We start from the raw sequence: 19,213 nt of genomic DNA, 5'->3' as shown, positions 1-19,213 counted from the left end.
ATGACTAAGTGTACATTTATTTTATCTTTTTACTAATTTTGTTTTTTGTTTACTTGATATTTTTACAGGTTTAGGTATGTAAGGTGGGTAAAGTTTACGTCCTAATAATATTTGAAATGCTACAAGGATACCACTTACTACAAAGTAAATACCTATAGCGGCAATACTCGTATACGTTAAAAATGTTAGCATTATAGGAGTAATCCAAACCATATTTTTAGAAACATTTTGTATACGTTCAGCCTCTGGTGTGTTTTGTGACATAGGATTGCTTTGCATCATACTTTGAGAAATTTTACCAACAATCATATATATTACAAAAACAAGAACTAATAGTATATAAGATTTTTCTCCAAGTGAAATAGATAAAAAGCTTGAATCAAGAATATCTTTTGAATAGACTGGGTTTTGTAGAGTAAAGTATAAACCAGAAATAAACGGTGCTTGAATAAGAATAGGTATTAGATTACCGAAAATTGCTGGTGAACAATCATATTTTTTATATATTTTAAAGAGTTCTTTTTGAAGTTCAGTTTGTTCAATTCTTATTTTCATTCGTTCATCATTACTAAGTGCTCTCTTTTGATCTTCACTAAGCTTTTTAATTTTACTTTGAACAAGATCTAATTCAGGTTTTGCTTTTTCCATATTGATAGATGATGTACGTTGTTTTTTATAATTTTTCAACATAAAAGGAAGTATAATGCCTTTTACTATAAGTGTAATAATAATTATAGAAATACCCCAATTTTTAACGTAGACATTAATATTCGATAAAAACATATCCATATTTTTGGTGAAAGTATTATAAAAGAAACCGTCGTTATCTTTAGAAGAACATCCAGTTAAAAATATAATTAATGTTAGAGTATAAAAGTAGAATAGATATTTTTTCATTTGTTGCCCCTCCTTACACATATATTATCATACATATATATAAAATGAAAGAGCTATCATATAAATATTTAGAAATATAATATAAAGAATAATTAAAAAATATTTTACTGAGATTTTCGTATTGCTACCATTATATTTTCATATTACAATAAAGGTGTAAAGTTTAACAGCACTATAAACATATACAGAATATGAAACTTCAAATGTAAGAGGAGGTTATTGGTAATGGACAGTATATTAGGATCTATCGTTGCAACTATAACTATTGGTTTTATATATTTTATGTTTAGAAGAAAATCTCAACCTATTTTTAAAAAGAATAAACAACAATTACCGGCAGGATTAATACCAATAGCTATATTTTGTATTTTCTTTCCAAAGGTGATCAAAATTGCTATAATTTTTTTAGTAGTTGAGATTATTTTATATATAATAGATTATTGCAATGAGAAGAAAAATTCTACAAAATAAGATTATATAATTCAAAAAGTAAAAAAGGAAGTAATATTTACCAAATTTTTAAAAGAATTTCATTCTTTTTCCATAATAATATTACTATGTATTAATTTGACGTTGGTTAGTTATTTCGATATAATAAGTATAGAAGAAGTCGGAGAGTAATACCGACTTTTAAAAGAAAATACTCTCAATTTGATGTAGTCGTAGGAGTCGCGACTCTAAAAAGAAAGGCTCTTTTCTATATAGTTTGAATTAGGTGTAACCATCACAAAAGAATTATTTATCAGTAAATTACTAAAATATATCAAATTAAGCATTGGTAATAGCCCTCAAAATTTGTCTAAACTTTGAGGGCTATTACTATAGTTAACTAGTCTTTTTCTTTATTATATATTTAATGATTATATAAGATAGCGATATAAAAATAATATATTTTAAATTTGTTATTTTTATATTAATTATGTAAAGGATATTTATTATACTTGTAAAAATTAGTAATAAAATTATATCGATTTTATCAGTTAATATATTTAATTTATTTTTATCTGAATCTATTATTATGTAGAATATTCCGAAAAGTGTACATATAAGTAAATAATTTATTATGAATGTGTTCTTTGTTATTACATAATTTATTATATTAATAATTGTTATAAATTTAAAACAAGTTAATATGTTTTGTGTCATTATTATCTCCATTTTTTATTTAGGTATTTATCAATGAGACTAAAGAATTATGATTTCATTGAAATTAATTTTTTAAAGTGGCTCGCAATATTGATTAAGTTAATTACTTATCTTTTTTCTTTTTTCTTTTTTCTCTTCTATTTTCTTTTAATTTTTCTATTTTTTTATTGACGAAATATGAACCTGTTCCTGATAACAGGCCTGTTAATACAGCGAATATTGCTATTTCTATATATTTTTCAGTACTCATTTTGTTACCTCCTACATACTTTATTATTGTTTTATTTGAGACGAATAATATTTACCTAAGATAAAGAAAAAATAACTTAATTATATAGAAGATATAGGGGTGATTAAAAGACTAGTAGAAAGAATAGTACGTATAAGTTTAAAATTTTTATTCATGAAATATAACCTCTTTTATTAATGTAGAGAATAATATTACAGATAGCTCAAATCATATTTCTATTATTAACGCTTTCATTGTAACGTACTTTTGTGTTAAAGTCAATAAAAGACAATAAAACGTACATTTTATGGGAGATTGTATAATTAGATTAGACACTCAAAAGTAAAGAGAGATTAGTATATGTAATTAGATATAATATTCTTGTATTTAAAAAAACTTTATTAGTTTTCTTTAATATTAAAATTCGCAATTTTCATATTATTAATTTATATTATAAGTTATTAATATATTTTTGTTATTTTTCAGATATTTATTGTCTTTTTTCAGAAAAAAAGAATTGACTATATAATATATCAGTGCTAATATATATTCATAAAATAAATTAGGTTGAAAAACATAAGCCATCAAAACAATATGAATACCGAGTAGGTGGAAGGTAATATCTGTTAATTGCAAGATTAATAGTAAAAATGAGTTGGAAAATATTCTTATAAAATATGATTTTGATATAGCAATTTGTTGAGCTGATACTCTGTTTATAGAGATTGATTACTGGTTTAGTGATTTATTGTTTCAATACAATAAGTCATTTATAACAGGTTCTTACGCGTCAACAACGATAAACTTTGCATATATTGATCCAAAAAGAACAATGAGCTTAAGTGACTTTTATGGTGATAATATGATAAATGATGATAGTATATTGGATAAAAAAGCACAATCGAGTATAATGACTCCAATTCCATTTATGGCTTCTGGAATGATATCATATAATGTGTTTTCAGAACTTACAGGTTTTGGAAATATGAAAGATATAATTTAAATCAACCTACTCACATGGGAGGTGTATAATTTTGAAATTACTAAAAATTTTTCCTGAGAATTTTATTAATCTAATCTTAGGGCGTTCAGTATTGAATATAGCAGATAGCTTTTATATGGTTGCAATAACGATTGCTTTGGTAGATGTATATAATATAGAAGCGAGTACTTTGACGTCGTTCGCTTTAATAGGAATGATTCCATCGCTTGTAGCATTTTCATATAGTTATTTCTTTAATAAGATAAAAAATACAAAATTTTGGATTCTCTGTTTCCAAATTATGCATATTATCTTAGTTAGTCTTTTAATAGTTGCATTAGTTAATAAAGCTCATATTGCTTTTATATTTATTTATAACTTTTTATTTAACTTAGTGAATTGTGTTCTTACTTCATTAAATGTAAAAGTGACACCAGAAGTTCTTAATAATGATAATAATTTGATTAATAAATCAGTTGATATTCAATATTTTACATCAAACTCATTAGATATACTTAGCAATTTCATTGCGTCGCTATTACTTGGTTTTATCACTTATTTATCACTTATGAAACTAAGTATTCCAATCTTTTTAGCGGGGGTATACTTCTTTACAAAGTTAAACCTTAATAAAAGTATTCAAACTATCGAAGAAGCTGAGGAAACAGAAGAGATGATTGAGGCTAGTATAATCGGCAATATAAAGACGTTGTTTTCACGAAATGCAGCGTCAAAGATAATTGTTATCGAAGCATTTCTTAGTGGTGCTACTGACTTGCTTTTAAAATTGCTTCCGCTTTATCTTATTAGCATAAATATTGATGTAAAATGGTTAGCCTTAGTTCTTTCTGTATGGCGTGGTGCAGACTTAGTAGGAGCGATGGTTGCACCTTTTGTAAAAGTTCCTCCCAAAAATTTCTTTTATATGGATTATTTGATATCGGGAACTAGCTTTTTATTAGTATTTATAATAGATAATAGTTATCTAAAATTATTGTTTTTCTTTATCACCTTTGTCGTAATAGGAGTTTCTGGAAACTTCTTTGAAAAAATGCTTTACGATGATTATGAAGGGGAAGATCTTGGAGCTGTTCACGCTATTATAACTAGTTTTTATTCAGTATTTGGTGTCTTGTTTTTATTAATACCTTTCGTTTATGACAATATAAAAGTTCTTGGAGTATCTTTGAACATATTAACAATACTGTTCGGCTTGGGAATATTTGTTTTATTGAAATTTGAAAAGCGTTAAAAGGAGAAAATTTATCATAAGTTTTTAAAAAAAGAAATAGAACGAGGAATAAATAATAATTCATAAAAAAGAATAGAAATTCATTTGAAAAGTGGAGAAGTCGTATCAATCTGATATGATTTCTCTTTTTTGCTATGAGAGAGCAGTGTAATCTGATATAATGTATAGATGCAAAATATATAAATTGATAAGATCATAGATTTATTGAAATCTACTAAAGTAGCTTTTGTATGATAAAATTAGTTGTTACAGAAATAACAACGTAAATTAAAATACAATTGAACGTTATAAAAGGCTTGTTATTAAGTAGTTTCAACGAGTTAGATATATAAAAGAATAGGTAAAAATATTTTTGATATATTATAGGATTTAAATATTCTTTAAAGAAAACATAAATCGTTTAAAAGTTTAGTAATCGTTAGAAAGTAGTAGCCTAAAATAAGATTAACAATAAGATTATAAAACCTATTGTTAATAGAGTAGTTAAGCCAATTTATAATGCTGTTGTAAGATTGATTATAATCTTTGTAAATAATAGGGTCGTAAAACCTGTGTACAATAATGCAGTAAGACCAATTTATAATAATATAATCAAACCAGGATATAATAGAGTAGTCAAAGCTTTTGTAGAGCCTATTTATAACAAAGTTATTAAGCCAGCAAGTAATTGGATATCAGGTAAATATAATAAAGCAAAAAACTGGATAAAAAAATGGTTTTAAGAAAGGAAATGAGCAAAATGATAAAAAAAATTATACTGGTGATATTGGCGTTAGCGACAATTTATTTTATAGGGGATATAAATTTAAAAGGTAGTTCAGTGTATTATGCAAAACATTCACCAAGTAGTAATACTAGGGATTTAGAAATAATGATGTTGGTAGAAAATATACAGGCAAGTGCTAACCGTGAAGGGTTTAGATATGAAGTTGACGGAGATAAAACTATACAAAATACTACAAAAAATGTATATCTATCATATGGACACAGTGTAAATGACGATAACTATGAATATGCATATATGCATGAGGATGGACTAGATTATTATTTTGATAATTTTTTAAAATTGAAAGGTATATATAATTCTAAAGAAGTTCGTTATTATAAAGATATATCAACAGTAGATGAAAATAAAATAAAAGAAGAAATATATGATGATTTTAAACCTATATTAAAAGAATCAGAAGAAAATAAGCCATTTATTAATTTGCAGTGGATTTTCAACTGGGTATACAGAGATAGAATAAAGTAAATTATAACTATAAAATACTAATATAAAAAGTTTAAAAATGTAGTAAGACCAATTTATAATAATATAATCAAACCAGTATATAATAAAGTAGTCAAACCTTTTGTAGAGCCTATTTATAACAAAGTTATTAAGCCAGCAAGTAATTGGATATCAGATAAATATAATAAAGCAAAAAATTGGTTAAAAAAATGGTTTTAAGAAAGGAAATAAGAAAAATGATAAAAAAAATTACGCTAGTGATATTGGCGTTAGCAACAATTTGGTTTATAGGGGATATAAATTTAAAAGGTAGTTCAGTGTATTATGCGAAACATTCACCAAGTAGGAATGTTAGAGATTTAGAATTGATGATGTTTACAGAGAATTTAGATTATTTTGGTAAGAAAGATGGTTTTAAATATAAACATAAAATTCAAGAAATTAAGATAGTTCAAAATGTTGAAAAAGATGTTTATTTTACGTATTGGTTTTATGAGAATGCACACACATATGATTATAGAGATGATAAGAGAAAAAATTATTATTTTGATGAAAATTTTAAGTTGAAAAAAGTTGTAGATGCTGGTAACAATAGGCAATATGTAGATATATCAACAGTAAATGAAAATAAAATAAAGGAAGAAATTTATGAGAATTTTAAACCAATATTGGAAGAACTGGAAAATAACGAACCATCTATAAATCTTCAATGGATATTCAATTGGATGTATAGAGATAGAATAAAGTAAGTTATAATTATAAAATACTAATATAAAAAGTTTAAAAATGTAGTTGTTTAATTGTGTTGAAGAGAGAATAAGAATTTCATAATATATTTATTTAGAGATAGAGTTTAAACATATCGTAGATTTTTTAGTCTACGGTAGGTCTTTTTTTGTTTTACGGGTTAAAAATCAGCTAATTTATTTTTCTTGCGATTTGTAGGTGTTAATGTCAACGTAAAAATATACAATAAAGACAAAATAAAATGATACAATTAGTCAAAATTAATTAGTGGATTTAGGAAATGTTTTATCCTTTAATCTATATGAAGGTCCAATTATATTTATTACATGAGAATGATGGTGTAAAATAAATATAAGTCTTGAAAATTATTTAAAGAATAAATTTTTAAAAAAAGGTAAACAGCTGGATATTAAATAAAAAGAGAGAACTAAATATACAAATGAAAAACGGAGAAGTCATATCAATCTAATATGATTTCTCTTTTTTACTATGAGAGAGCAGTGATATTTGATATAATGTAAAGAAATAAAATATACAAATAGATAAGATTATAGATTTATTGAAATCTACTAAAGGAACTTTTGTATGATAAAGTTAGTTATTACAGAAATAACAACTTAAAGTAGAATACAAATAAACATTATTGAAGTCTTTCTATTAAGGGATTTGAATAATTAGTTGTTAAAAAGTATAGGTTAGAATATTTTAGAAAATGGAGAAAGTGATGGATAATATAATAGATGTAAAGGGTCTGAAAAGAAGTTTTAAGACCTCGGAAAATGGTGAATTTGAAGCTATAAAAGGAATAGAATTTTCAGTGAAAGAAGGAGAAATTTTTGGTTTGTTAGGACCTAATGGCGCTGGTAAAACAACAACGATAAAAATTTTAACTACGATGCTTGCACCAAGTGAGGGGAGTGTAAAAGTTTTAGGTTTTGATACTTTTCATGAAGCCAAAAAGGTTAGAGAGCATATAAATTTTGTTTTTGGTGGAGAGCGTAGCCTATACTGGCGACTAAGTGCAAGAGATAACCTAGCATATTTTGCTGATCTTTATAAAATCCCACGTAAAGCGCAAAATGAACTTATTGAAAATTTAATAAAACGTGTTGGTCTTAGTGAATTTATTGATAAAAAAGTAGAAACCTTTTCAAAAGGTATGAAACAAAGATTACAGATTGCACGTTCATTACTCAATAATCCGAAAATAATATTTTTAGATGAGCCTAGTATAGGTCTAGACCCAATAGGAGCAAAAGAACTTCGTGAACTTATTAAAGAATTAGCCAAAGATGGCGTAACTATATTATTAACAACTCATTATATGCCTGAAGCAGAAGAACTTTGCAATAGAATTGCAATAATAAAAAAAGGTGAACTGCTTGCCCTAGATGATGTGGTAGGATTACAAAATCTTGTTTCTTACGAACGAAAAGAAGAAATAAAAGCGAAAAAAATTCGTGAGCAAGAGGAGAGAAATAAACAAAACCTAGAAATAACGTTGGAAGATATTTATATAGAATTATTGGGGGAGAAATAATATGAGGGCTATTTTAATGAGTGCAAGGGTTCAGATGAAGCAATCGATAGCACGACCGATGTTTAGATTTTGTATTTTTATTAGTCCTATACTGAGTGGCATTTTATTAGGTATGATATATCAAAATCGTAGTATCGAAGATTTTATGCTTTATGCCTTTATAGGAGCTGGGATATCTACATTTTGGGGAAGTATTTGTTTCTCATCAGCGAGTGACATGGATAGAGAAAAGTGGATGGGAACCATGCCGATGATTTTCACTTCACCGATAGGGTTCGAAAATATTATTTTTGGAAAAATATTAGGTAATACATTTTGGGGAATGTTTAGTTTTGGACTTAATATGTTAACTGTAAAAATCTTATTTAATATAAATATAGTATTTTCTAATTTTCTATATTTTATTTTAATTACATTGTTAATGATAATTTCTATGATAGCTGTCGGTTTTATGATGGCAGGTTTATTTACTCTATCAAGAAAAATAAGCGTACTTATGAACGTAATTGATTATCCAATAATAATGTTAACTGGAATGGTCTTTCCAATATCGATTTTTCCAAAATTTATTCAGTATTTTTCATATTTATTAAGCCCAACATGGGCTATGGAAGGATATAAATTAGCTGTTCAAGGTGGAAGTAATGAAGAATTGTTAAGAGTAGCATTGATTTTAGTTTTCATTACTGCTATTTATTTTATAATTAGTATATTTTCATTTAAAAAAATAAAAAAACTTTGTGTAGTAAATGGAACATTGGAGGTGTTTTAATATGGAGAATATATCTAGATTTTTTAGAAGAATTAGATTTTCATATAAAATGGCTTCTGTACTTAGTGATTGGCGTACATTCTTTACTATTGATTTATTAATCCCATTAATGCAAATGATGTGTTATTCTTTAGTTGGATATTATGTTTATGGAGCAGAAAATATTGAAAAATGGGTTATAAGTAACGCGATAGTAACAAGTGCCTTTTCAGCAATTTATAGAGTAGGATTACAACTTGCAAGAGAGCGCGCTAGTGGAACGTTATCGTTAATGCTTGCAACAAAGACTAGTATTTCAGAAGTTTTATTATCGAGTGCGATTTCTACGATGCTTTTAAGTTTCATTTCAGTAGTTTTTGGGATTAGTGTTCTTAGTGTAACATTAGGATTAGTATGGACTGTTCAAAAAGTTTTAGAATTTATTTTGATTTTAATACTTGCGATTTTCACTGCAACTTGTTTTGGATTTTTCTTCTCGTGTTTTATACTGTTAACGACTGAAATTCATTTAGTGACTAACACAATAGATAAAGTACTTCTAATATTTACAGGAGCAAACTTTCCAGTTAGTAGCTTTCCACATTTAGTAGAGCAGTTTTGTTATATGTTGCCACTAACACGTTCAATATTATTAGCACAAAGATTACTAAGTGGTGAAAGTGTGATAAATAACTTATATCTAGTTAGAGGAGAGGTGAGTTTAGCTTCTATATTTTTAATACTAGGAATAATAATGTTAAAAAATATGGAACGTGTAGCAATAAAAGGCGGAACGTTAGATATGCTGTAATTTCAATAAAGGAGATTTAGAGTTGGTATTCTAAATCTCTTTAACTATATAAATATTGTAAAATTCTTTTAGTATTATAATTTTGTATAAAGTATAATTTTCAAAATATGGTGTAAATAAATATGAGTCTTGAAAATTATTTAAAGAATAAATTTTTAAAAAAAGGTAAACAGCTGGATATTAAATAAAAAGAGAGAACTAAATATACAAATGAAAAACGGAGAAGTCATATCAGATTGATATGATTTCTCTTTTTTGCTATGAGAGAATAGTGATATCTGATATAATGTATAGAAGTGAAATATATAAATTGATAAGATTATAGATTTATTGAAATCTACTAAAGGAGCTTTTGTATGATAAAATTAGTTGTTACAGATATTGATGATACGCTATTAAATAGTGATCGTGAGATTTCTAAGAAAAATAGAGAAGTAATTGAAGAGTGTAAGAAACAAGATATTAAGGTTATTTTAGCATCAGGTAGACCTGATTTTGGAATGATGAGTATAGTAGAAGATTTACAACTTGATAGTTATGATAACTACTTACTTTCATTTAATGGAGCTAGAATCGCTAATCTTAAAACGAATGAAGTAATCTATGAGAAGTTTTTATCTCCTGAGAGAATTAAGTTCTTAATAGATGTTGCTTTGGAGAATGATTGTGATATTCTTACTTACCAAGGTGGGAAAGTTCTTACGAATCGTGATAATGAATATGCACGAATTGAGTCTGGTTTAGTAAGTGCAGAATTAGTAATTAGTGAAAATATGAAAGACGATATTAAAGAAGGAGCTGCTAAGGTAATAATTCTTAAACATCCTGATGAAGCTGTTGCGGTGAAAGATAAACTTGCACTTGAATTAGGTGATGACTATGAAGTAGCTATGTCTAAACCATTCTTTATCGAGATTAACGATAAGGGTATTTCTAAAGGAGTATCTTTAGATTCATTATGTAAAAAACTTGGTTTAACAAATGAGAATGTAATGGCATTAGGTGATGGTCTTAATGATTTAAGCATGATTGAGTTTGCTGGTATGGGAGTTGCGGTTGATAATGCTAGTCCTACTTTAAAAGAAGCGGCGAATTTTATTTCTAAGTCAAATGATGAAGATGGTTTTGCTTATGCTATTGAAAAATTTGTTCTTGGCAAAGATGTATAGATAGAAAGAGGTTCTGATGAAAGTAACTTTGATTTGTGTAGGTAAAGTTAAGGAGAAATTTTATAGAGATGCTATAAAAGAATATGAAAAACGTCTTGGAGCATATATTAAGTTAAATACTATTGAAATTTCTGATGAAAAAGTAAAGGTAGAGAATGATTCAGAAATAGCTCTTGCGATGGAAAAAGAAGGTAACAACATATTATCAAAAATTAAAGATAATCAATATGTTATTACTTTGGAAATTTTAGGTAAAAATCTATCGAGTGAAGAATTTGCATCAAAAATTGATAATTTAATGCTTACAGGTAAGAGTGATGTGGCATTGGTAATTGGTGGAAGTTATGGTCTTTCTGACAGTGTGAAAAAACGCAGTGATTTTGCATTATCGTTTAGTAGAATGACGTTTCCACATCAAATGATGCGTGTTGTTTTACTTGAACAAGTGTATAGAGCTTACCGTATAATAACAGGTGCAAGCTATCATAAATAATTATAAAGAATGAAGTTGCCTTTTTAGGTGATTTCATTCTTTTTTTACTATTAATTTATAAAGATTTTTAGTATAATAAAGGTGAAAGAATCGATGTAAGAAAGGAGGATAGTTTGTGGATATATTTAAAATAACAAACAGTCAGAAAGAGAATGTTATTTCTAAAGAAATAATTATTGCACTTAGAAAAAAAGGTGGAAGTGACACAAAAAGAGCAATAGTAGAGTATTTTAGAAAAAATTCAGAAGTTATAACTGAAGAATATATTGATTTTCGTCGTATCTCAAAAAAAAGTAATAGAGAGTATTCTCCATTCAAGTTTTTCTTTAATTTTACTTTGAGTTATTTAGAAAAAGCGGAATTTTTAAAGAAAAATGATAAAGTATATACTCTAACAAATAAAGGACGAGAAGCTACTCTTGAGACTATAGATTTTTCGGCTTTATATAAAGAAATTAATAAGGGAATTAAACGAAAAAAAGAGGTTGCTGATCTTGAAGAAGTAGTTTCTGAAGATGAAAAAGAAATTGTAGAAGATCAGTGGAGAGATGAGCTAATTAGAAAATTAAAAAAATTCAGTCCAGCAAAATTTGAGATGTTCGCAAGAAAACTTGTTTCTAAGATGAATGTTGAAATGGATGAAAAGATAGGTATTCAAGTATCTAATGATGGTGGATTAGATGGCTTCGGATATATAACAAGTGATGATTTTCGAACTGCTAGAGTTGCTATTCAGGCAAAAAGATGGGAAGGGAATGTTCCTTCTCCAGAAATAGATAAGTTTAGAGGGGCAATGGATAAATATAATGCTGAATTTGGTATATTTATCACAACATCAAAATTCTCAAAGGCTGCTATAGAAGCGTCTCGCCAGGGGACTAGAACTATAACATTAATTGATGGTGACATCATTGCTGATTTAGTAGCTAAATATGAATTATATGTTAAACCCGTAACAACTTATGTGTTAGACGAATTTTATGATGTAGAATAGAAGAGAAGAGGAAAGTTATGTTTGGATTTAATAATCATATGTTAGAAGTATTATTTGATATCTTCGGAGGGATAGCTATTCTATACGGTAGTATTGGATATATTATTTCAGTTATCTTTTCAAAAATTATGTTTGATATACTTGGTGTTAAACCGATTTTATCGCTTATACCATTTTATAATACTTATAGGATTTATAAAGAGTATAAAGGTCGTGTTTGGAAGAGAAATTGGGGAGTTACATATCTATTAACTTTTGCGTTACCGATGGCAGTCATAGGAGTATTCGTATTTACATTAATTAACTTACCTATAATTACAGGTGATAGATTTTATGACTATTATGCACTGACTCTAATTTTAGGTTTGGTAGTATTGGTAGTTGGTGGATTGATAATCTCAGTGTTTAATTTTATCCTGTTATTCACTATGTATTTACCAATATTTAATACAAAAGGTAGAAGAGTGGTATTGTATATTCAAGCTGCACTAACATTGTTAGTTGTATTTGGAAATAGTATCATTCTTAAAATAGATCCTCATTTTGATTCTCTATTGTTAGTGAAGATACAAATGATTTTTTCTGTTGTATTTACGATTGTTTATCTTTTATCGGCAAGAGAAGTTAGAGCTAGAATTAGAAGTGGAGAATATGTTCTTCAGGAAAAATTAGATTATGGGACTATGGATAGTTTTGAAGTAAATGCAACTCTAAAAGCTCGTGAGAGAAAGCTAGTCGTACCTAGAATTTCTAAAACAACGAATTATTATGTATTGGATGATAATGTAATTTAAAATAATTATATAAAATAAAGGAGGAATTCTTATGTTTGAAATAGATGAACATCTGCTAAGTCAGATATTGGCTATAGCTTTAATTGTATTTTTTATTATAGTAATTTTCGGATATATTATTACGGCAATTTTTTCAAAAATTATGTTCGATATACTTGGTGTTAAAGCTGGACTCGCATTTATACCGTATTATAATACTTATAGAATTTATAAAGAATATAAAGGGCGTGTTTGGAAGAAAAATTGGGGAATTGCCTATATAATAACTTTTATGATTCCTATGATGGTTATAGGAGGATTTGTATTTGCGTTAATTAACTTCCCGCTTACAAGTGGTAAATTTTATGAAGAATTTGCACCAACACTGATTTTAGTTTTGGTAGTATTGATAATTGCTGGATTAGTAATCTCAGTGTTTAATTTTATTATGTTATTTATTATGTATCTACCTATTCTTGACACCAAAGGTAGAAGAATAGTATTATACATTCAAGCTGGATTAACAGTATTATCTATGTTTAGTACATTTATTTTTCAGGATAATAGTACATTAAGCAATATTTTCTTACTATTTGAATTTGCATTTAATATTATATTTATGGTTGTATACTTTGTTGCAGCTACAGACATTAGAGCTAGAGTTAGAAGTGGTAAATATGTTCTTCAAGAAAAGTTAGATTATAACAATCTAACTAGTTATGAGATTGATTCTATTCTGAAAGCTCGCGATAGAAAATTAGTTGTTCCTGTTATGTATAATGGAATGGATAGCTATCCAATGGGTGACTATCCTTATCCTGTGAATAATTATCAAATGAACAACAATGAAGAAGTAAATAGAATTGAATATGTTTAATGTGGAAAATCTGGGTGATTTAAATGTAATGTTTAAATCTCCTGGATTTTTTATGTAAGATTTTCATGATTTTCAGTAATTTTCCAGTAAAGTATTTAAAGTATTGTTAACTTATGATACCAGTATGTTAGATTTTCTAACGTACATTTACAATTGTAGTGTGTTTTAAAGTATAATAGAGAACGTAATATAACAAATTTAATGAGGAGTTGACTCTTAATGGATAGATTTTTAGAATTATTAACTACCGTTAATGACTTTATGTGGACTTATTTCCTAATAGGGTTAGTAATGGTAACTGGTATTTATTTTACATTTAGTACTAAGTTTGTTCAATTTACTTACATCAAAGAAATGTTCAGACTTATTACTGAAAAGCCTAAAGTAGGCAAAGACGGAGAACAAAAAGGAGTATCTGCTTTCCAAGCATTTACAATCTCAGCTGCGTCACGAGTAGGTACTGGTACAATTGCAGGGGTTGCTATTGCGATTGCAATGGGTGGACCTGGATCAGTATTCTGGATGTGGGTAATGGCGCTTTTTGGTGGAGCTTCATCTTTTGCCGAATCAACATTAGCCCAAGTATATAAAGTTCGTGATAGAAAAGGTGTTTATCGTGGTGGACCTGCTTACTATATGGAAAAAGGTCTTGGACAAAAATGGATGGGTGTGTTATTCGCGATTGTTATTTCAATAACATATGGTGTAGCATTCAACTCAGTTCAAACTAACACTATAGCACAAGCATTACAAGTTTATAATATAGATAGTCATATTGCAGGAATTGCTTTATTAATTCTTACAATTTTCGTAATTTTTGGTGGAGTAACAAAAGTTGTTAAAATTACTCAATGGTTAGTACCAGTAATGGCGGTAGCGTACTTATTTATCGTATTAGTTATTATGGTTATTAACATTGATAAGTTACCTGGTGTTCTTGTTCAAATCGTTAAATCAGCATTTGGTCTTGAACAAGTAGGTGGTGGAGTAATTGGTATGGGAACATCAATTCTTTTAGGAATTAAACGTGGTATGTTCACTAACGAAGCTGGTTTAGGATCAACTCCTAATGCAGCGGCGACAGCTGATAGTACTCACCCAGCTAAACAAGGATTTATCCAAACTTTAGGAGTTTACTTCGATACATGTTTAGTATGTACAGCAACAGCATTCTTAATTTTACTATATCCTGGTGTTGAATATGGTGCTGATAAGTTACAAGGTATCCAACTTACACAAGCTGCTTTAACTTCACAAGTAGGAAGCATAGGAACAATCTTCTTAATCGTAGCTATTTTCTTATTCGGATATAGTTCTGTAATTGGTAACTACTACTACGGAGAAACAAACATTCAATACTTACTTCCTAAGAAATGGGCTGTAAATGTTTATCGTGTTATCGTATGTATCTTTGTGTATGTAGGAAGCGTATTAGATTTAAACTTAGTTTGGGGAATTGCCGATGTAACAATGGGTATTATGAGTTTACTTAACTTAATCGCTATTATCGGTCTTTCTGGTGTAGTTTATGTAGTATTAAAAGACTACGTGAAACAACATAAACAAGGAAAAGATCCAGAGTTTTATCTAGATAATTTACCAATTAAGTTAGATAATGCAACTGCATGGAAAAATAAAAAAGAAGACTAATATTTAAAAAAATACTTCAATGATGGAATTAGATTTCTAATCATTGAAGTACTTTTTTAGTTCCTCTCTTAAATTTCTCATGGAATCATCAAAAGTATGGGTACGACAGTTTGTAAAATCAGATTCACTTTGTTCAAGAAGTTGATATAGTTCGTATCTTCCCATGAACTTATTGAATAAATCAATGCTCATAACAGCAAGATCTTCTTGACCATTTTTGGTAATAATTATGGGTTCACCTGTTTTATGACAAAATGAAGAGAGTTCATTGTAATTTTCACATAAATATGTATTTGATTTAATGTTTGGCATAATAGCACCTCCTCCAATCTAAAGATAATGTACTATTATTTCTTGAGATTGTCAAATTTATAACAGGTAAGGGACGTTATAGATATTAACGTTCTTTCACAGTTAAATTTACAAAGTTTTCATTTTACTTGCATTATAAAAAAAAGTATGTTATTATATTAAACATATTTTAATTATAAAATATATGCGATGAGCCGATAAGTAAAAGTTCTTGCGTACCGTAGGATACAGAAAAGAAATCAGTGGTTGAGAGATTTCTCCTAGGCAGGACTTTGAAGTAGCCGGTGAGCATTTAGAGTGAAAGTAAGTAGCTTTAAACGTGGTTAGAGCGTTAATCTTATTAAGTGCTAATTTATATAATTAGAATAAAGGTGGTACCACGGAAACTTTCGTCCTTATGTAAGGATGGAGGTTATTTTTTTTACCTAGAAAAAAATATCACCAATATAACTAGTAAAAGAAAATAATAATTAATAATAAAATAAAAATTTAGGAGGAACAGTCATGACTGAAATGTCTACAAAATATAATCCGACCGAAGTAGAAAATAATCGCTACAACTGGTGGTTGGAAAAAGAAGTTTTTAAAGCTGATAATAAAAGTAAAAAGAATCCATATACAATCGTAATTCCACCACCAAACGTTACTGGTAAGTTACACATTGGGCATGCTTGGGATACAACTTTACAAGATATGTTAACACGTTACAAACGTCTTAAAGGATTTGATGTGCTTTATCTTCCAGGAATGGACCACGCTGGTATTTCTACACAAGCTAAAGTAGAAGCTAAAATGCGTGAAGAAGGATTAAGTCGTTATGACTTAGGTCGTGAAAAATTCTTAGAACGTGCATGGGAATGGAAAGAAGAATATGCTGGATATATTCGTGCACAATGGGCTAAACTTGGATTAGGTTTAGACTATTCAAGAGAAAGATTTACATTAGATGAAGGATTAAACAAAGCAGTAACTAAAATTTTCGTAGATCACTACAACAATGGTACAATCTATCGTGGTGAGAAAATTATCAACTGGGATCCAGTTCAAAGAACTGCATTATCTAATATCGAAGTAATTCACAAAGACGTAGAAGGTGCATTCTATCACCTTAAATATTTCTTAGCTGATGGAAGTGGAGACTATTTAGAAGTAGCAACTACTCGTCCAGAAACTTTATTCGGAGATACTGCGGTTGCTGTTCATCCTGAAGATGAAAGATATCAAAAATATATTGGTAAAACAGTTCTTTTACCAGTAACAAATAAAGAAATTCCTGTTATTGCAGATGAATATGTAGAAAAAGATTTCGGAAGTGGAGTAGTTAAAATAACACCTGCTCACGATCCAAACGACTTTGAAGTTGGTGAACGTCATAACCTAGAACGTATCATCGTTATGGATGAAGGTGCTGTTATGAATGAACATGCTGATAAATATAACGGTATGGATCGTTTCGAATGTCGTAAATCTCTTATCGCTGATTTACAAGAAAGTGGAGTATGCTTCAAGATTGAAAAACACCTTCACTCAGTAGGACACTCTGAGCGTAGTGGTGCGGTTGTTGAACCATATCTTTCTAAACAATGGTTTGTTGACATGAAACCTCTTGCTGATAAAGTATTAGAAAATCAAAAAGATGCAGATAGAAAAGTTAACTTCTATCCACCACGTTTTGAAAATACGTTAAATACTTGGATGGAAAATATCCAAGACTGGTGTATTTCTCGTCAATTATGGTGGGGACACCGTATCCCAGCATGGTACCACAAAGAAACTGGTGAAGTTTATGTTGATGTAAACCCACCAAAAGATATTGAAAACTATGTTCAAGATGAAGATGTTCTTGATACTTGGTACTCTTCAGCATTATTCCCATTCTCTACATTAGGATGGCCAGATTTAGAAAGTGAAGATTTCAAACGTTACTATCCAAATAGTTGTTTAGTAACTGGATATGACATTATCTTCTTCTGGGTTGCTCGTATGGTATTCCAAGGATTAGAATTTACAGGAACTCGTCCATTTGAAGATTGCTTAATCCACGGATTAGTTCGTGATGAACAAGGTCGTAAGATGAGTAAATCACTTGGTAATGGTGTAGATCCAATGGAAGTAATCGAACAATACGGAGCTGATAGCTTACGTTACTTCTTAGCTACTAACTCAACACCAGGTCAAGACTTACGTTACTCAACTGAGAAAATCGAAGCAAGTTGGAACTATATCAATAAAATTTGGAACGCTTCTCGTTTCGTAATTATGAACCTTGAAGGTTTTGAATACAGTGATATTGATTTAACTGGAGAAAAAACATTAGCTGATAAATATATCTTAACAAAACTTGCTAAAACTATTGAAGATTTCGAAAGATTATTCGAAAAATATGAGTTTGGTGAAGCAAGCCGTATTCTATACAACTTCGTATGGGAAGAATTCTGTTCATGGTATATTGAAATTGCTAAGATTTCATTAAATGGAGAAGATGAAGCTGCTAAGAAAACTACTAAATCTATTTTAGTATATGTACTTGATGCTTCTCTAAAAATGTTACATCCATTTATGCCATTCGTAACTGAAGAAATCTGGCAACACATTCCTCACACAGGAGATAGTATTGTAACTAGTGAATTTGCTAAAGTTGATGCAAGTCTAGTATTTGAAAAAGAAACTGAAGATATGCAATTCATCCAAGATGTAATTACTGCAGTACGTAACATCCGTAGTGAAGTGAATGCGCCAATGTCTCGTGAGATTCCTATTAAGATTAAATACTCACAAGATAGCGTAAAAGAAGTATTATTAAGTGGTAGTGCGTACTTAGAGAAATTCGCTCGTCCTAGCGAACTTATTATCGAACGCGAAGTAGAAGCAAGCGAAACTGACATCAGTCGTATCTTACCAGGTGCTGAAATCTACGTTTCATTAAGTGATTTAATTGATGTAGACAAAGAAAAAGAACGTCTAGGAAAAGAATTAGAAAAATTACAACAAGAATTAGATAGAGTAAACAAAAAACTTTCTAATGAAAAATTTGTTGGTTCTGCTCCAGAAGCGGTTGTAGCTAAAGAAAAAGAAAAACAAGCAACATATCAAGAACAATATGATAGTGTTAAAGAAAGAATAGCTGCATTAGATAATTTAAAATAGTATAAAATAGGAAAGAGTGATTCGAAAATCGTATAGATTTTATCGAATCACTCTTTTACTTATTATGTAACGAATATATGCAGATTAACCATAATAAAAAAACTCTAGCTAGTTTTACCTAGCTTAGAGTTTTGGCTCTTTGTCAAATTCGGGGCATGGAGAAAAACAGGAAATGAAATCTAGGCAGCATTTTGCTGCTTAGATTTTTTCTT

Annotated in this window: 19 protein-coding genes and 1 other annotated feature; of the genes, 16 read left to right on the top strand and 3 right to left on the bottom strand. The window is 28.7% G+C overall.

All coding sequences use genetic code 11. The features are described 5' to 3' along the window. Positions 1–21 precede the first annotated feature (21 nt). Positions 22–897 (bottom strand): membrane protein insertase YidC, encoded by an 876-nt coding sequence (gene yidC, locus O3801_RS07810; protein WP_371454602.1) that lies wholly within the window; start codon positions 895–897, stop codon positions 22–24. A 225-nt stretch (positions 898–1,122) separates the two neighbouring features. On the opposite strand from yidC, the gene O3801_RS07805 reads away from it, so the two are divergent. Beyond that, positions 1,123–1,368, top strand: a complete 246-nt coding sequence (locus O3801_RS07805) for a hypothetical protein (RefSeq protein WP_371454601.1) — start codon at positions 1,123–1,125, stop codon at positions 1,366–1,368. Positions 1,369–2,146: 778 nt separating this feature from the next. Here the strand turns inward: O3801_RS07805 and O3801_RS07800 are convergent. Continuing rightward, a complete protein-coding gene (locus tag O3801_RS07800; protein ID WP_371454600.1) occupies positions 2,147–2,293 on the bottom strand; it encodes a hypothetical protein in 147 nt (48 codons plus the stop codon). A 727-nt stretch (positions 2,294–3,020) separates the two neighbouring features. On the opposite strand from O3801_RS07800, the gene O3801_RS07795 reads away from it, so the two are divergent. The 14 genes from O3801_RS07795 to O3801_RS07730 all read left to right on the top strand — a co-directional run bounded on the left by O3801_RS07795 (position 3,021) and on the right by O3801_RS07730 (position 15,542). Next, positions 3,021–3,275 (top strand): hypothetical protein, encoded by a 255-nt coding sequence (locus O3801_RS07795; RefSeq protein ID WP_371454599.1) that lies wholly within the window; start codon positions 3,021–3,023, stop codon positions 3,273–3,275. 31 nt (positions 3,276–3,306) lie between these two features. Continuing rightward, entirely contained in the window at positions 3,307–4,506 is a 1,200-nt protein-coding gene (locus O3801_RS07790; protein WP_371454598.1) for a hypothetical protein, read from the top strand. A gap of 551 nt (positions 4,507–5,057) precedes the next feature. Continuing rightward, on the top strand, positions 5,058–5,228 hold the full coding sequence (locus O3801_RS07785) for a hypothetical protein (protein ID WP_371454597.1): 171 nt from the start codon (positions 5,058–5,060) through the stop codon (positions 5,226–5,228). Positions 5,229–5,245: 17 nt separating this feature from the next. Continuing rightward, the gene (locus tag O3801_RS07780) at positions 5,246–5,758 is read left to right on the top strand and encodes a hypothetical protein (RefSeq protein WP_371454596.1); all 513 of its coding nucleotides are present in this window, start codon (positions 5,246–5,248) and stop codon (positions 5,756–5,758) included. Between the two features lie 215 nt (positions 5,759–5,973). Then, a complete protein-coding gene (locus tag O3801_RS07775; RefSeq protein ID WP_371454595.1) occupies positions 5,974–6,486 on the top strand; it encodes a hypothetical protein in 513 nt (170 codons plus the stop codon). A gap of 722 nt (positions 6,487–7,208) precedes the next feature. Further along, a complete protein-coding gene (locus O3801_RS07770; protein ID WP_371454594.1) occupies positions 7,209–8,024 on the top strand; it encodes an ABC transporter ATP-binding protein in 816 nt (271 codons plus the stop codon). A gap of 1 nt (position 8,025) precedes the next feature. Then, a complete protein-coding gene (locus O3801_RS07765; RefSeq protein ID WP_371454593.1) occupies positions 8,026–8,796 on the top strand; it encodes an ABC transporter permease in 771 nt (256 codons plus the stop codon). A 1-nt stretch (position 8,797) separates the two neighbouring features. Then, positions 8,798–9,586, top strand: a complete 789-nt coding sequence (locus O3801_RS07760; protein WP_371454592.1) for an ABC transporter permease — start codon at positions 8,798–8,800, stop codon at positions 9,584–9,586. Positions 9,587–9,942: 356 nt separating this feature from the next. Further along, positions 9,943–10,755, top strand: a complete 813-nt coding sequence (locus O3801_RS07755; protein ID WP_371454591.1) for a Cof-type HAD-IIB family hydrolase — start codon at positions 9,943–9,945, stop codon at positions 10,753–10,755. A 16-nt stretch (positions 10,756–10,771) separates the two neighbouring features. Continuing rightward, positions 10,772–11,248 carry a 23S rRNA (pseudouridine(1915)-N(3))-methyltransferase RlmH gene (rlmH, locus tag O3801_RS07750; protein WP_048803186.1) on the top strand — a complete coding sequence of 159 codons (477 nt, stop codon included), beginning with the start codon at positions 10,772–10,774 and terminating at the stop codon, positions 11,246–11,248. A gap of 115 nt (positions 11,249–11,363) precedes the next feature. Continuing rightward, on the top strand, positions 11,364–12,242 hold the full coding sequence (locus tag O3801_RS07745) for a restriction endonuclease (RefSeq protein ID WP_371454590.1): 879 nt from the start codon (positions 11,364–11,366) through the stop codon (positions 12,240–12,242). A 17-nt stretch (positions 12,243–12,259) separates the two neighbouring features. Continuing rightward, a complete protein-coding gene (locus O3801_RS07740) occupies positions 12,260–13,036 on the top strand; it encodes a hypothetical protein (protein ID WP_371454589.1) in 777 nt (258 codons plus the stop codon). A 31-nt stretch (positions 13,037–13,067) separates the two neighbouring features. Continuing rightward, on the top strand, positions 13,068–13,892 hold the full coding sequence (locus O3801_RS07735) for a hypothetical protein (protein WP_371454588.1): 825 nt from the start codon (positions 13,068–13,070) through the stop codon (positions 13,890–13,892). Between the two features lie 219 nt (positions 13,893–14,111). Beyond that, entirely contained in the window at positions 14,112–15,542 is a 1,431-nt protein-coding gene (locus O3801_RS07730) for an alanine/glycine:cation symporter family protein (RefSeq protein WP_371454587.1), read from the top strand. 36 nt (positions 15,543–15,578) lie between these two features. Here O3801_RS07730 and O3801_RS07725 read toward each other — a convergent pair whose 3' ends face one another. Next, complete coding sequence (locus O3801_RS07725; RefSeq protein WP_294683090.1) at positions 15,579–15,854, bottom strand: type II toxin-antitoxin system prevent-host-death family antitoxin; 276 nt, start codon at positions 15,852–15,854, stop codon at positions 15,579–15,581. 180 nt (positions 15,855–16,034) lie between these two features. Then, positions 16,035–16,254: a binding site (T-box leader), on the top strand. 104 nt (positions 16,255–16,358) lie between these two features. On the opposite strand from O3801_RS07725, the gene O3801_RS07720 reads away from it, so the two are divergent. Next, on the top strand, positions 16,359–19,001 hold the full coding sequence (locus tag O3801_RS07720) for a valine--tRNA ligase (protein WP_371454586.1): 2,643 nt from the start codon (positions 16,359–16,361) through the stop codon (positions 18,999–19,001). Positions 19,002–19,213 lie beyond the last annotated feature (212 nt).

It is taken from the genome of Gemella sp. 27098_8_149 (assembly GCF_041433745.1).
In the GTDB taxonomy this organism is placed as follows: Bacteria; Bacillota; Bacilli; order Staphylococcales; family Gemellaceae; genus Gemella.
This window is presented reverse-complemented; position numbering and strand designations above follow the sequence as displayed.

Excerpts from the sequence above, each read along its gene's own strand:
- O3801_RS07800 (WP_371454600.1), bottom strand. The coding sequence starts at position 2,293 with ATGAGTACTGAAAAATATATAGAAATAGCAATATTCGCTGTATTAACA.
- O3801_RS07755 (WP_371454591.1), top strand. The coding sequence starts at position 9,943 with ATGATAAAATTAGTTGTTACAGATATTGATGATACGCTATTAAATAGT.
- O3801_RS07735 (WP_371454588.1), top strand. The coding sequence starts at position 13,068 with ATGTTTGAAATAGATGAACATCTGCTAAGTCAGATATTGGCTATAGCT.
- O3801_RS07760 (WP_371454592.1), top strand. The coding sequence starts at position 8,798 with ATGGAGAATATATCTAGATTTTTTAGAAGAATTAGATTTTCATATAAA.
- rlmH (WP_048803186.1), top strand. The coding sequence starts at position 10,772 with ATGAAAGTAACTTTGATTTGTGTAGGTAAAGTTAAGGAGAAATTTTAT.
- yidC (WP_371454602.1), bottom strand. The coding sequence starts at position 897 with ATGAAAAAATATCTATTCTACTTTTATACTCTAACATTAATTATATTT.
- O3801_RS07805 (WP_371454601.1), top strand. The coding sequence starts at position 1,123 with ATGGACAGTATATTAGGATCTATCGTTGCAACTATAACTATTGGTTTT.
- O3801_RS07730 (WP_371454587.1), top strand. The coding sequence starts at position 14,112 with ATGGATAGATTTTTAGAATTATTAACTACCGTTAATGACTTTATGTGG.
- O3801_RS07725 (WP_294683090.1), bottom strand. The coding sequence starts at position 15,854 with ATGCCAAACATTAAATCAAATACATATTTATGTGAAAATTACAATGAA.
- O3801_RS07765 (WP_371454593.1), top strand. The coding sequence starts at position 8,026 with ATGAGGGCTATTTTAATGAGTGCAAGGGTTCAGATGAAGCAATCGATA.
- O3801_RS07770 (WP_371454594.1), top strand. The coding sequence starts at position 7,209 with ATGGATAATATAATAGATGTAAAGGGTCTGAAAAGAAGTTTTAAGACC.
- O3801_RS07780 (WP_371454596.1), top strand. The coding sequence starts at position 5,246 with ATGATAAAAAAAATTATACTGGTGATATTGGCGTTAGCGACAATTTAT.
- O3801_RS07740 (WP_371454589.1), top strand. The coding sequence starts at position 12,260 with ATGTTTGGATTTAATAATCATATGTTAGAAGTATTATTTGATATCTTC.
- O3801_RS07775 (WP_371454595.1), top strand. The coding sequence starts at position 5,974 with ATGATAAAAAAAATTACGCTAGTGATATTGGCGTTAGCAACAATTTGG.
- O3801_RS07720 (WP_371454586.1), top strand. The coding sequence starts at position 16,359 with ATGACTGAAATGTCTACAAAATATAATCCGACCGAAGTAGAAAATAAT.